We start from the raw sequence: 12728 nt of genomic DNA, 5'->3' as shown, positions 1-12728 counted from the left end.
CTCACTGATATCAGATGTAGGACGGACGATCGTTTTTCGGCTCTGAGCCGAGGGTCCCGAGTACGGTTTTACCGATTTCACGGGCGGAGATAACAGCCTGACGAACAGCGCCAGAGTCACCCGAAATAACCAGAATGGCTTCGTTACTGAAGCTGGTGCCATGAGCAGGGGAGCTGTAAGCCACAACTTCCACGTTGGCGGATTTCAGGGCAGTATCAGCCATCAGGACACCAACGGATGCTGGTGCGCCGACGATGACGCCACAGGCACGACCAATCGGTGCGCCAAAGGCTTTTTCCAGCGCGTAGCTGGCGCGTGCGGTGTACTGCATTTCGATGTGACCGGCTTCGTTGGCATAAACGTCGCCAAAGGTGCGATCCAGTTCTTTCAGTGCAACTTCAATGCCGCGTTTCACGTCGGAAACATCGTTGCCGCCAAGAATAATCAGCGAGCCATGACCTGCGCCGCCTTTGGTATCACGTGGTAACTCAATACTGACGACTTCAGTATTGGTGGCTTTCACCGCTTCATCAGCGGCCATGATGTGTGGACCCGCACCAGTACGGGCGCCAAGGATGCCAATGGAGCGATAGCGTTTTTCAAGTTTCATTGCGTCCAAGAGGGCACTGTCTACGTTGGCGATTACCAGACCGACGGTGTCGCCAATCGCGGTACCGACAAACTCCGTTAAACTGCAGCTTTTCTCTGCCATAGCCGTTTCTCGTGTTGGGTGATTATTTTCTGGGATAGCCTGCTGTTCCGGCGTTGCCACGCGAGCAATCACCTGCGCCATGATCTGTTCAACCAGTTCATTGCTGCTCATTAGCTAATTCCCTTCGGTAAGATTTTTTCTACATCGGTATGCGGGCGTGGGATAACGTGTACGGCTTTCACTTCTCCCACATTACGGGCTGCGGCGGCACCGGCATCTGTTGCTGCTTTGACTGCGCCGACATCGCCGCGGACAATAACTGTTACCAGCCCCGAACCAATTTTTTCGTAGCCGACCAGCATTACATTGGCTGACTTCACCATTGCATCTGCGGCCTCTATGGCTGCAGTTAAGCCTTTGGTTTCTACCATTCCTAACGCTTCTTGTTGCATAAAGACCTCGCCTGGGTTGTCCCGATTTTCATGACTATAAAAAGAAGCGAGGAAAAAGAATGGCTGAGTTGAAAGTAAGAGTGAAAAAATAGTGGGGTTACGGTGAGATAAAATTGCTGTTTGTTATTGTAATATGCTGTTTTTATTGATTATTTTAAGATTTGTCGATATGACTATTTGGTTATGTTAATTCCATATTTACACTTTTCTGAGTGACAGTTTAAATATCATTTGCTATGCGAGAAAAATGAAATTGTGATGATTGTTTGAAAATGGCATTCTGCTTTTCGCAATATTTTATTATTTTGAAAATGTACTTTTAATAGGGTGAATCCTCGTTTTGTCACCTGTTTTAATAAAGGTGATAGCAAAATTTTGCTATCACAACACGATTTTTAAGGGTATGTCGCTTGCAGATTGCCAACAATTTGCCGATACAGATTTTTATAGTAAGTCTTGAAGTAATCTTCCTGCCAGCAAGGAGTCCGCTGGTAAAGACACGAACTCTGCTTAGAAGGTGTCACAATGAACGATTCACTAAGAGCGCAATGTATTGCTGAGTTTTTGGGTACCGGGCTATTTTTGTTTTTTGGTATTGGGTGCCTGAGCGCCCTTAAAGTCGCGGGTGCTAGTTTGGGATTGTGGGAGATCTGCATCATATGGGGCTTGGGGATCTCGCTTGCAGTTTACCTGACAGCCGGGATTTCTGGGGCCCATCTCAATCCCGCTATTACCATCGCACTTTGGTTGTTTGCCTGTTTTCCTGGCCGTAAAGTACTGCCTTATTCTGTCGCTCAGATAGCGGGTGCCTTTGGTGGCGCTATGCTGGCCTATTTGTTGTACGGCAGTTTATTTATTGAGTATGAATCAGCCCACCAAATGGTACGCGGCAGTCTGGAAAGCCTGCAACTTGCCAGTATTTTTAGCACGTATCCTGCCGCCGCACTGAGTGTCTGGCAGGCCGCACTGGTTGAAGTGGTGATTACCTCCATTCTGATGGGGATGATTATGGCGCTAACGGACGACGGTAACGGCGTTCCCAAAGGCCCTCTGGCACCACTGTTGATTGGTATTCTGGTTGCTGTTATCGGCGCATCAACCGGCCCACTTACCGGCTTTGCGATGAACCCGGCACGTGATTTTGGTCCTAAATTGTTTGCCTGGATGGCCGGGTGGGGTGATGTTGCGATGACCGGCGGGCGCGATATCCCTTATTTCATCGTGCCGATTGTGGCTCCCATCATCGGCGCCTGTGCGGGCGCAGCAATTTATCGTTATTTTATTGGCAAAAATTTACCGTGTAATTCGTGTAAGTTGGAGGAAAACGAGAGCTAGCTTCATGAAAGATGTTTATTATTGAAAGGTAAAAACTGTTTTCGTGATCCGGTTTCCTGAACGGCTTAAAAAGTCTCCCAAGAATGGGAGACTTTTGTTATGTTCAATGCTGACTTTCATCAGAGCGCTGGATCGCGAGATGAAAATGAATGTGTGAATAATATGTTTTATTTATAACAATAAATTAACTGAGAGGTTTTATCATGATTTCTGCGAGTGCCCTGAACTCAGAACTCATTAATAAAATCGCACAGGATTTTGCACAGGCCACCAGTCTGGCTGTTGTGGTTGTCAATATTCACGGTGATGAAATTTCTGAGCTTTTTAATTTCACTCCTTTTTGCCAGTTGATGCGCCAGCATCCTCAGCATAGTACGCGTTGTCGTATGAGCGACCGCTGTGGCGGGTTGGAAGCCTCTAAGTCCGATCAGCCCTGCATTTATCGCTGCCATGCCGGGCTTACCGATTTCTCAATTCCGCTGGTCATCGCGGGACACCTGGTAGGGTTTGTGCTTTGTGGACAAGTACGCTTAAGTAACGATGTAGGCCTCGTTGATATTCTGAACGTCGATGACCGCTGGCAAGCCGATCCAGAGCTGGTCAACGAGTTCCGTAATGTACCTGAGATGGACTATTCTCGTGTCATTGCCTCAGCGGATTTACTCAAGCTCATCGTCGAAAATTGCCTTAAGAAACAACTCAATTTTGTTGTTATCAAAGATAACCCGCAGCAGTCAGAGCCGGTACGCGCTAACCGCAGTACCAACCCCCATGACAGTAAAATGAAAAAAGCCCTGCGCTATATTGATGCGCATTTATCAGACGAGCTGCGTCTGGAAGATGTTGCCTCTCATGTTTTCCTTAGCCCGTACTATTTCAGTAAATTGTTCAAAAAATATCAGGGTATCGGTTTTAACGCATGGGTAAACCAACAGAGAATGGCAAGTGCCAAAGAGTTGCTTTGCCACAGTGACTGGAGCATAGCCAGCATTGCGCGTAATTTAGGCTTTTCGCAAACCAGCTATTTTTGCAAAGTGTTCCGTCAAACGTATCAGGTTACGCCGCAGGCATTTCGCCAGCAAATTAATGTCATTTCACGCGGAGAGTCCGCTTAAATAGCAATATTTTGCTATTGCCGATTTTTGATATGTGGTGCTATGCCCGTCATTATAAAATGAAAAATAATGACAGCTGCCAATAAATTGTCATAGCGCAACAAAATAATGGTATTAGAGGGATAAACTGCACCAGTTTTTATTTTTGTGATGAGATACAGTGTCTGTGTGAATGACTTTCTTTATTCTTAGCTGATACTTTCATTCAAAAAGTGAACGTATGAATATGTGGGAAAAGGCCAGGAAATTGGCTGAATGAATTCGGAAAGATATTAAACTGAATTATTGTCATGAGGTCGTGAATTTACCTCATAACAGAGAGCTTAATTAACCAGGCTCTTGAACTGACAGGTTTGCCACATTTGTGGTAGGGAAGGGGGTGAGAATCCCCCGCAGCCCCCGCTGCTGTGATGCTGACGACCCCGTATGGACCACTGATCGCAAGATTGGGAAGGACGGGTGAGGATGACGCTAAGCCAGAAGACCTGCCTGTCAGTGACTACCAACAACTTCGGTGGGAAGTGGGTGGTTCAGATGCATACAGTCGAGAGACTGGGTATCTCTACACCCCTACCACCCTGAACAGGATCAGGGTATGGCGGCCAATTTTCACGCATTTGTTCTTGCAGGTACTGGAAGCGGCTGTGGTAAAACCACGGTGACGCTGGGCTTGCTGAGCTTGTTGAAAAAACGCGGTTTGCGCGTCCAGCCTTGCAAAGTGGGTCCTGATTACCTTGATACCGGCTGGCATACAGCGGTATGCGGTACTGCTTCCCGCAATCTTGATAGCTTTATGCTTCCCGTCCCCACGCTAAACGCTCTATTCAATGAGCAGATGCGACATGCGGATATCGCCGTTATTGAAGGTGTGATGGGGTTGTATGACGGCTATGGTACAGACCCAAACTACTGCAGCACCGCCGCGATGGCTAAACAGTTAGGCTGTCCGGTCATCTTACTGGTTGATGGCAAAGCCGTTTCCACCTCAATCGCCGCAACAGTAATGGGTTTTCAGCATTTTGATCCCACCCTGAACATCGCCGGCGTTATTGTTAATCGGGTTAACAGCGAAACGCATTACCAGTTACTGAAAGTCGCAATCGAACGTTACTGCGATGTACCCGTCTTAGGTTACGTACCCCGTATGGATGGGGTTGCCCTTCCCGAACGACATTTGGGTTTAGTCACCGCACGTGAGTCGGTTATCAATCAGCAACCGTGGCAGGAGTTTGCTGCCACGCTGGAGCAAACCCTTGATATTGACGCACTGCTGACATTAAGCCAGTCAACCAATCTTCCTGCTGGCGAATGGCCCGCGCTGCCTGCCGCAGATGCTGGAGCAGGGCTAACGCTTGCAATTGCCGATGACGAAGCCTTCAACTTCTACTACCCGGACAACATTACGCTGCTGGAACGTACGGGGCTTAATATTGTTCGTTTTAGCCCGTTGCACGACACCTGCTTACCCGACTGTCAGATGATCTGGTTAGGTGGCGGATATCCTGAGCTACACGCTGCGGTGCTGGCTCGCAATGTCTCGATGCTGAAGCAACTGCGAGCGGCACATCAACGTGGCGTCGCGATTTACGCAGAGTGTGGGGGGCTGATGTATCTCGGCAGTTCGCTTGAGGACAGTAACGGCGATACCTGGCTGATGGCGGATATCATTCCCGGCCACAGCAAAATGGGAAAACGTCTGACCCGATTTGGCTACTGCGAAGCGCAGGCCGCACAGCAAACATTATTAGCAGCAGAAGGGGAAGTGCTGCGCGGGCATGAATTCCACTATTCTGATTTTACCCCTGAAACGCCAGCGGTGATGAACTGTCGCAAAGTGCGCGATGGTAAAACGCTGCAAGCCTGGTCCGGCGGCTGGCAGGTCGGAAACACCTTCGCCAGTTATCTACACGTTCATTTTGCTCAACGTCCGCAGATGCTTAACCACTGGCTGACAGCCGCGAGGAGCGCGCTATGACGATCCTTGCGTGGTGTGTTGCCTGGTTGCTTGATTTTATCATCGGCGATCCGCAGAACTGGCCGCATCCGGTGCGCTGGATTGGCAATCTGATTTCTGCAGTGCAGCGAATTATTCGGCGTTATTGTCATAGCGACCGTGCGCTGCGCATTGGTGGCGCGGTGATGTGGATTGTGGTGGTTGGTCTGACCTGGGCTGCGTCCTGGGGCGTGCTGGTACTGGCAAAATCTGTTCATCCCTGGTTGGGTTGGGTGGTAGAGGTATGGATGATCTTTACCGTGCTGGCCGGGCGATGCCTGGCGAATGCCGCACAGGATGTCGAACGTCCTCTACGGGCCGGTGACCTTGCTGCGAGTCGGGAAAAACTGTCGTGGATAGTGGGGCGTGATACCTCGCAACTGCAACCGCAACAGATCAATCGTGCGGTGGTGGAAACCGTGGCTGAAAACACCGTCGACGGCATTATCGCGCCGCTGTTTTTTCTCCTTCTCGGCGGTGCGCCCCTGGCGATGGCCTACAAAGCGGTAAACACCCTTGACTCCATGGTGGGCTACAAAAATGAAAAATACCGCGCTATCGGTATGGTCAGCGCGCGTCTGGACGATGTCGCGAACTTTATTCCTGCAAGACTGAGCTGGCTGCTGCTGGGCGTGGCGGCATTTTTATGCCGTAAAGACGGCTCGCGAGCTTTACAGATTGGCTGGCGTGATCGCTACAACCACAGCAGCCCAAACTGCGCGTGGTCAGAGGCATCCGTAGCCGGTGCATTAGGCATTCGTCTGGGTGGTCCTAATGACTACTTTGGCGAGCGCGTTGAGAAACCGTGGATCGGTGATGCGCAACGCGACATTTCGGTAGACGACATTTCCCATACGATTCGACTGATGTGGGTGGCATCGACGCTGGCACTGGCGCTGTTTATTGCGCTGCGGTGGCTGTGGGCCGGTGTAGCCTGAGGACAACATAATGCAATATATCCAGCAACCCCAGGCGATTGAAGCCAAAAGTTTCGACATTATTGGCGAGATCATCCGTGAAACCCGTCCGGACTATCAGTTTGCCAGTCCGTTACATGAAGCCATTATCAAGCGGGTCATTCACACGACGGCAGATTTCGACTGGCTGGACATTCTGTGGTTTTCCAGTGATGTGCTGGAGCAGTTTTGTGCGGCGCTTAGCCGTTCGAGCGTGATTTATACCGACACCACGATGGCGCTTTCCGGGATCAATAAAACGCTGCTGGCAAAATTCGGCGGTGAATGCCGCTGTTACATCAGTGACCCGAGAGTTGTGCGTACGGCAAAAGAGCAGGGGATTACCCGGTCCATGGCTGCTGTCGACATTGCGGTGAAGGAAGAGGGGGAAAAGCTGTTTGTCTTTGGCAACGCGCCAACAGCGCTGTTTCGCCTGCTTGAGCATGATGTCGCTGTCAGCGGTGTGGTTGGCGTACCGGTTGGGTTCGTTGGTGCAGAAGAGTCGAAAGATGCATTGACCCAAAGCAAGTTGCCCGCCATTGCCGCGTTAGGCCGTAAAGGGGGGAGTAATGTCGCTGCCGCTATCGTCAACGCCATGCTTTATCACATGCAGGGGGCGCGATGAGCGAGGCCTTCGATACGCCGGTGTGGCACAACGGTAAAGCGCTGCGTAAAGGATATACCACGGGATCGTGCGCCACGGCGGCGGCAAAAGTGGCAGCGTTGATGGTATTGCGCCAACACCTCATCCATCAGGTTTCCATCGTCACGCCTTCCGGGGTGACGTTGTGCCTGAACGTTGAGTCGCCACATATCGAAGGGCAGCAGGCGATAGCCGCCATCCGCAAAGACGGTGGTGATGATGTGGACGCCACACATGGGATGCTGATTTTTGCGCGCGTGACGTTAGACGATAGTGGCGTGATTGCCTTACAGGGCGGTGAAGGGGTTGGTACGGTAACCCGCAAAGGGATTGGCCTACCGGTCGGTAGTTCGGCGATTAACCGTACACCTCGCCAGACCATTGAATCTGCCGTCCGCGAAGCGATTGGCCCAAATCGTGGGGCGCAGATTGAAATCTTCGCGCCAGAAGGTGAAGAACGGGCGCAAAAAACCTACAACTCCCGCCTTGGCATTCTGGGCGGCATTTCGATTATCGGCACCACGGGTATTGTCACGCCGATGTCGGAAGAGAGCTGGAAACGTTCGCTGTCGCTGGAGCTGGAAATTAAGCGGGCGGCTGGGCTGGAGCGTGTCGTACTGGTGCCGGGAAACCACGGCGAGCGTTTTGTGCGCGAGCAGATGGGTATCGACACCCAGGTTGTGGTCACCATGAGCAACTTTGTCGGCTACATGATAGAAGAAGCCGTACGTCTTGGATTCCGGCAAATTGTGCTGGTGGGACATCCCGGTAAGCTCGTCAAAATCGCGGCGGGGATCTTCCATACCCATAGCCATATTGCCGATGCCCGCATGGAAACGCTGGTGGCCCACCTCGCATTACTTGGCGCACCGCTGGAACTGCTGACGCTGGTCAGCGAGTGCGATACCACCGAAGCGGCGATGGAACATATCGACGCATACGGTTTCCAGCACATTTATGACCATCTGGCTCAGCGCATTTGTATGCGTGTTCTGCAAACATTGCGCTTTACCAAAAATCCGCCGACCTGCGATGCCATCATGTTTTCCTTTGATAATCAGGTTCTTGGCAGTAATCGTCCGGTCGCAGAAATTGCTGAGGAGATGCAATGTTAACCGTTGTAGGGATGGGCCCCGCCGGTTTGCATTTGATGACGCCTGCGGCACGTGAAGCGGTCGCGGCGGCGGATGTTCTGGTCGGTGGAAAGCGGCATTTGCAGCAATTCACGGATTTTGCCGGTGAACAGTTTGCTCTTGGCGCCAATATCCCGGAACTCCTGAGCTGGATTAGCGCGCACCAGGAGAAGCATGTTGTGGTACTGGCATCTGGCGATCCGCTGTTTTACGGCATCGGGACGCGCATGGTGGCGCATTTTGGTATTGAGAATGTGCGGATTATTCCCGGCATTAGTGCGGTGCAGTACCTGTGTGCGCAGTCCGGTATTGATATGAACGATATGTGGCTGACCAGTAGCCATGGCCGCAGCGTCTGTTTTGATGAGCTGGCGCGACATAACAAGGTAGCGATGGTGACTGATGCGCTGTGTGGCCCGCGTGAAATCGCGCAGCAGCTCATTGCCCGAGGCAAGGGGCATCGCTGGATGGTGATTGGCGAAAACCTGGCGATGGAAAACGAAAAGATCCATTTCCTGCCTGTGCGTGAAGTTAACGCCGACTATGACATGAATGCAGTGGTGATCCTCGATGAAAGATGAGCTGTTTCTGCGTGGAGAGAAAGTGCCGATGACCAAAGAAGCGGTACGCGCACTTGCCCTCTCAAAACTTGAATTACACCGCGCCAGTCACCTGATTGATATAGGCGCCGGAACCGGCAGCGTGTCGATAGAGGCGGCGTTGCAATATCCCGGATTACGTGTCACGGCCATCGAACGTAACCCGGCGGCGCTCAGGTTGCTGGACGAAAACCGCCAGCATTTTGCCTGCGCAAATATCGATATTTTTCCCGGCGTTGCTCCCATGACCATCGCGGAAAAAGCCGATGCCATTTTTATGGGCGGCAGCGGTGGTCATCTGACCGACCTGATTGACTGGTCGATGCGTCAATTGCATCCCGCAGGGCGTTTGGTGATGACATTTATCCTCCAGGAAAACCTCAACACCGCGCTAACACATCTGGACCATCTTGGCGTACAGGGAGTGGATTGCCTGCAGCTACAGGTTTCCTCGCTTACCGCGCTTGGCAGTGGTCACTATTTTAAACCGAATAACCCCGTATTTGTTATCGCCTGTCAGAAGGAAGGAAACCATGTCTGAGATTTTTGATCCCCGTAGCGTGTGGTTTGTTGGCGCAGGTCCTGGCGATCGCGAGCTGATTACCCTCAAAGGTTACCGGTTGCTGCAACAGGCGCAGGTTGTTATCTACGCCGGATCGCTGATTAACACCGAACTGCTGGAGTATTGCCCTGCTGGTGCTGAATGTCACGACAGTGCCGAACTGCATCTGGAGCAGATCCTTGATCTGATGGAAGCCGGAGTGAAAGCGGGTAAGACCGTTGTGCGTCTGCAAACCGGCGATGTCTCGTTGTATGGTTCCGTGCGCGAGCAGGGCGAGGAGCTGACCAAACGCGGGATTGACTGGCAGGTGGTGCCCGGCGTCAGCGCGTTCCTCGGCGCGGCGGCGGAGCTGGGTGTTGAGTATACCGTGCCCGAAGTGTCACAGAGCCTGATCATTACGCGCCTGGAAGGCCGCACCCCGGTACCAGAGCGTGAACAGCTGGAGTCTTTTGCCAGCCACCAGACATCAATGGCGATATATCTTTCCGTCCAGCGTATTCATCGGGTGGCTGAGCGTCTGATTGAAGGCGGCTATCCGGCGACCACTCCCGTGGCGGTGATCTATAAAGCGACCTGGCCGGAAAGCCAGACCGTGCGCGGGACCCTGGCGGATATTGGCGACAAGGTTCGCGATGCTGGCATCCGTAAAACGGCCCTTATTCTGGTCGGTAATTTCCTGGGCTCGGAGTATCACTACTCCAAACTCTATGCGGCGGACTTTAGCCATGAATACCGTAAAGCCTGAGTCAATTGCGCTTTTTTGCCTGACTCCTGGCGGCGTTGTGCTGGCGAAACGTCTGGCAGCTATGCTGCCGGTAACCTGTTTTACCAGTGAAAAGCTGCTGGAGGAGGGGTTTATTCCCTTCGAAAACGGCTTTGCGAATACCGCTCGCGAAGCGTTTACGAATTATTCGGCGCTGATTTTTATCGGGGCGACCGGCATTGCGGTGCGCGTACTGGCCCCGCTGGTCAACGACAAGTTTTGCGATCCGGCGGTGGTGGTCATTGATGAACGTGCCCAGCATGTCATCAGCCTGCTCTCCGGTCATGCGGGCGGTGCTAATGCGTTGGCTCGTTATCTGGCGGGCATGTTGGGCGCCGACCCGGTTATCACCACCGCGACGGATGTGAACGATATGGCGGCACTGGATACGCTGGCATTTCAACTGAATGCCCGAATGAGTGATTTCCGTTCGGCGGTGAAGATCGTCAATCAGATGTTGGTCAGCAATAAGCGGGTTGGGCTGTGGTGGGATGACGAACTGACGCAGGATGTCAGCCATTGCGACCGGCGCGGATTTATTACGGTCACCGATCTCAACCAGCTCCCTGAACTGGATGCGGTGGTGTGCATCACCTTACGCACCAATTTACCTGAGCTGCCTGTTCCGCACTGGAAGCTGGTGCCGCAGCGGGTTGTGGCCGGAATTGGTTGTCGCCGTGATACGCCGTTCCCGCTGCTGGCTGCGCTGCTTGCCCGCCAACTCGAAGCCCAACAGCTCGATCCGCTGGCGCTAAAAGCGATTGGCAGCATCACGCTGAAAAAAGATGAACAGGGACTTATCCAACTGGCTTCATGCTGTCGCGTTCCTTTCGAAACCTTTACTGCTGACGCGCTGCGTGAGCATGAGCACCGTTTTCCGGCCTCATCGTTTGTTCGCAAAACGGTGGGTACAGGAAGCGTTTCTGGTCCTGCAGCCTGGCTGTTGAGCCACGGACAACTGTTAGGCGAGACCCTGCGAGAACAGGGCGTCACTATCACTTTGGGAGTTTCACACTGATGTTAAGCGTAATTGGAATTGGCCCTGGCTCGCAGGCAATGATGACCATGGAAGCCGTTGAAGCACTGCAGGCAGCGGAAATCATCGTTGGCTATAAAACCTACACCCATCTGGTAAAAGCGTTCACTGGCGACAAGCAGGTGATCAAAACCGGGATGTGCAAAGAGATTGAACGCTGTCAGGCGGCGATCGAACTGGCGCAGGCGGGGCACAACGTGGCGCTGATCAGCAGCGGTGACGCGGGGATTTACGGTATGGCCGGGCTGGTGCTCGAGCTGGTCAGTAAGCAAAAGCTGGACGTTGAGGTCAGGCTAATCCCAGGGATGACCGCCAGCATTGCCGCCGCCTCTTTGCTGGGTGCGCCGTTGATGCACGATTTCTGCCACATCAGCTTAAGCGATCTGTTAACGCCGTGGCCGGTTATCGAAAAACGCATCGTTGCCGCCGGTGAGGCCGATTTTGTTATCTGTTTCTACAACCCGCGCAGTCGGGGTCGCGAAGGACATCTGGCGCGCGCATTTGAGCTGTTATCTGCCAGCAAGAGCGCACAAACGCCGGTTGGTATTGTGAAGTCAGCCGGACGTAAAAAGCAGGAAAAATGGCTGACCACGCTGGGTGAAATGGACTTTGAGCCGGTTGATATGACCAGTCTTGTGATCGTGGGCAATAAAACAACCTATGTTCAGGACGGCCTGATGATCACGCCACGAGGTTATGTGCTGTGAATTATGGTGATGTGCTGGTCATGGGCGGCACCAGCGACGCGCGCATGCTGTGCCAGCAACTGGATGCAGCAAACGTGGCCTACACCCTGTCCGTTGCGACCCCGACGGGAAAGCAGCTGGCGGGAGACATCAAAGGCCAGGTGCGCTGCGGGCGTCTGGAACGTGAACAAATGATTGCCTGGCTACAGGAAAATCAGACGCGCTGGGTGATCGATGCCTCGCATCCGTACGCCGAGGTGGTGAGTCGCAACATCATGAATGCCTGCGAAGCGGCGGGCGTACTGCTGAGCCGCTACCAGCGCCCTGAGCAGTTGAGCGGATTAACTCACCCGCAGCTTTATACCGTACAAAGTATTCCGCAAGCCTGTGAGGTGGCGCGACGCTTCGGCGATCGCGTGCTGTTGACGACTGGCAGTAAAGATCTGGCCATCTGGCGCGAAGGGTTGCCTGAAAAAACGCTGCTGGCGCGCGTTCTGCCTGTACCTGAGGTCATTCAGCAATGCGCGGATCTGGGATTTGGCGTCGGTGAAATCTTCGCACTGTGTGGGCCGTTTAGCGCCGAGTTCAACGCCGCGTTTTATCGCCAGTGTCAGGCTGATGTGGTGATCACTAAGGCTTCAGGCGCTGAAGGTGGTTATCAGGAAAAAGTTCAACCCTGTCTGGATGCCGGTATCCCCTGCATCGTGATTACACGTCCGGCACCGTTGGTGACGGGAGACGAGTTACTGGAAAGTCAGGCCGCCTTTGCGGCGCGTTTAACGCGCTGGCTGGCCGCGGCTTAA

14 protein-coding genes and 1 riboswitch are annotated in these 12728 nt (G+C 52.9%); of the genes, 12 read left to right on the top strand and 2 right to left on the bottom strand.

The features are described from left to right. Nucleotides 1-10: 10 nt before the first annotated feature. Together pduB and pduA are read right to left on the bottom strand one after the other, a co-directional pair. Complete coding sequence (pduB, locus tag WC1_RS09800) at nt 11-823, bottom strand: propanediol utilization microcompartment protein PduB (protein WP_003030252.1); 813 nt, start codon at nt 821-823, stop codon at nt 11-13. Continuing rightward, nucleotides 823-1104 carry a propanediol utilization microcompartment protein PduA gene (gene pduA, locus WC1_RS09805; RefSeq protein ID WP_003030255.1) on the bottom strand — a complete coding sequence of 94 codons (282 nt, stop codon included), beginning with the start codon at nt 1102-1104 and terminating at the stop codon, nt 823-825. Before pduA ends, pduB begins: the two co-directional genes overlap by 1 nt. A 525-nt stretch (nt 1105-1629) precedes the next feature. On the opposite strand from pduA, the gene pduF reads away from it, so the two are divergent. The 12 genes from pduF to WC1_RS09865 all read left to right on the top strand — a co-directional run bounded on the left by pduF (nt 1630) and on the right by WC1_RS09865 (nt 12728). Further along, nucleotides 1630-2439 carry a propanediol diffusion facilitator PduF gene (gene pduF / locus WC1_RS09810; protein WP_003030258.1) on the top strand — a complete coding sequence of 270 codons (810 nt, stop codon included), beginning with the start codon at nt 1630-1632 and terminating at the stop codon, nt 2437-2439. Nucleotides 2440-2642: 203 nt separating this feature from the next. Further along, nucleotides 2643-3554, top strand: coding sequence for a transcriptional regulator PocR (pocR, locus tag WC1_RS09815; RefSeq protein WP_003030260.1), 912 nt, complete (start codon nt 2643-2645; stop codon nt 3552-3554). A 332-nt stretch (nt 3555-3886) separates the two neighbouring features. Then, nucleotides 3887-4062, top strand: a riboswitch (cobalamin riboswitch). Between the two features lie 87 nt (nt 4063-4149). After that, the gene (locus WC1_RS09820; RefSeq protein ID WP_016150570.1) at nt 4150-5529 is read left to right on the top strand and encodes a cobyrinic acid a,c-diamide synthase CobB; all 1380 of its coding nucleotides are present in this window, start codon (nt 4150-4152) and stop codon (nt 5527-5529) included. Continuing rightward, entirely contained in the window at nt 5526-6485 is a 960-nt protein-coding gene (cbiB, locus tag WC1_RS09825; RefSeq protein ID WP_016150569.1) for an adenosylcobinamide-phosphate synthase CbiB, read from the top strand. Before WC1_RS09820 ends, cbiB begins: the two co-directional genes overlap by 4 nt. A 10-nt stretch (nt 6486-6495) precedes the next feature. Next, a complete protein-coding gene (locus WC1_RS09830; RefSeq protein WP_003030267.1) occupies nt 6496-7128 on the top strand; it encodes a cobalt-precorrin-8 methylmutase in 633 nt (210 codons plus the stop codon). Further along, nucleotides 7125-8261, top strand: coding sequence for a cobalt-precorrin-5B (C(1))-methyltransferase CbiD (cbiD, locus tag WC1_RS09835; protein WP_003030269.1), 1137 nt, complete (start codon nt 7125-7127; stop codon nt 8259-8261). The genes WC1_RS09830 and cbiD overlap by 4 nt, the downstream gene beginning before the upstream one ends. Further along, the gene (locus tag WC1_RS09840) at nt 8255-8860 is read left to right on the top strand and encodes a cobalt-precorrin-7 (C(5))-methyltransferase (RefSeq protein WP_016150568.1); all 606 of its coding nucleotides are present in this window, start codon (nt 8255-8257) and stop codon (nt 8858-8860) included. The genes cbiD and WC1_RS09840 overlap by 7 nt, the downstream gene beginning before the upstream one ends. Then, a complete protein-coding gene (locus WC1_RS09845) occupies nt 8850-9419 on the top strand; it encodes a decarboxylating cobalt-precorrin-6B (C(15))-methyltransferase (protein ID WP_003030273.1) in 570 nt (189 codons plus the stop codon). The genes WC1_RS09840 and WC1_RS09845 overlap by 11 nt, the downstream gene beginning before the upstream one ends. Continuing rightward, nucleotides 9412-10185 carry a cobalt-precorrin-4 methyltransferase gene (locus WC1_RS09850; RefSeq protein WP_003030275.1) on the top strand — a complete coding sequence of 258 codons (774 nt, stop codon included), beginning with the start codon at nt 9412-9414 and terminating at the stop codon, nt 10183-10185. Before WC1_RS09845 ends, WC1_RS09850 begins: the two co-directional genes overlap by 8 nt. After that, nucleotides 10166-11221, top strand: a complete 1056-nt coding sequence (gene cbiG / locus WC1_RS09855) for a cobalt-precorrin 5A hydrolase (protein WP_016150567.1) — start codon at nt 10166-10168, stop codon at nt 11219-11221. Before WC1_RS09850 ends, cbiG begins: the two co-directional genes overlap by 20 nt. Then, nucleotides 11221-11946, top strand: a complete 726-nt coding sequence (locus WC1_RS09860) for a precorrin-3B C(17)-methyltransferase (RefSeq protein WP_003030278.1) — start codon at nt 11221-11223, stop codon at nt 11944-11946. Before cbiG ends, WC1_RS09860 begins: the two co-directional genes overlap by 1 nt. After that, nucleotides 11943-12728 (top strand): cobalt-precorrin-6A reductase, encoded by a 786-nt coding sequence (locus tag WC1_RS09865; RefSeq protein ID WP_003844233.1) that lies wholly within the window; start codon nt 11943-11945, stop codon nt 12726-12728. The genes WC1_RS09860 and WC1_RS09865 overlap by 4 nt, the downstream gene beginning before the upstream one ends.

The sequence above is a fragment of the Citrobacter sp. KTE30 genome, assembly GCF_000398825.1.
Lineage (GTDB): Bacteria > Pseudomonadota > Gammaproteobacteria > Enterobacterales > Enterobacteriaceae > Citrobacter > Citrobacter freundii.
The sequence above is the reverse complement of the archived record's forward strand: the minus strand, read 5'-3'. Positions and strand labels throughout refer to the sequence as shown.

Coding starts and splice junctions, on each gene's coding strand:
- WC1_RS09845 (WP_003030273.1), top strand. CDS start 8,850: ATGAAAGATGAGCTGTTTCTGCGTGGAGAGAAAGTGCCGATGACCAAA.
- pocR (WP_003030260.1), top strand. CDS start 2,643: ATGATTTCTGCGAGTGCCCTGAACTCAGAACTCATTAATAAAATCGCA.
- pduB (WP_003030252.1), bottom strand. CDS start 823: ATGAGCAGCAATGAACTGGTTGAACAGATCATGGCGCAGGTGATTGCT.
- cbiB (WP_016150569.1), top strand. CDS start 5,526: ATGACGATCCTTGCGTGGTGTGTTGCCTGGTTGCTTGATTTTATCATC.
- pduF (WP_003030258.1), top strand. CDS start 1,630: ATGAACGATTCACTAAGAGCGCAATGTATTGCTGAGTTTTTGGGTACC.
- WC1_RS09860 (WP_003030278.1), top strand. CDS start 11,221: ATGTTAAGCGTAATTGGAATTGGCCCTGGCTCGCAGGCAATGATGACC.
- WC1_RS09820 (WP_016150570.1), top strand. CDS start 4,150: ATGGCGGCCAATTTTCACGCATTTGTTCTTGCAGGTACTGGAAGCGGC.
- cbiD (WP_003030269.1), top strand. CDS start 7,125: ATGAGCGAGGCCTTCGATACGCCGGTGTGGCACAACGGTAAAGCGCTG.
- WC1_RS09830 (WP_003030267.1), top strand. CDS start 6,496: ATGCAATATATCCAGCAACCCCAGGCGATTGAAGCCAAAAGTTTCGAC.
- cbiG (WP_016150567.1), top strand. CDS start 10,166: ATGAATACCGTAAAGCCTGAGTCAATTGCGCTTTTTTGCCTGACTCCT.
- WC1_RS09840 (WP_016150568.1), top strand. CDS start 8,255: ATGTTAACCGTTGTAGGGATGGGCCCCGCCGGTTTGCATTTGATGACG.
- pduA (WP_003030255.1), bottom strand. CDS start 1,104: ATGCAACAAGAAGCGTTAGGAATGGTAGAAACCAAAGGCTTAACTGCA.
- WC1_RS09850 (WP_003030275.1), top strand. CDS start 9,412: ATGTCTGAGATTTTTGATCCCCGTAGCGTGTGGTTTGTTGGCGCAGGT.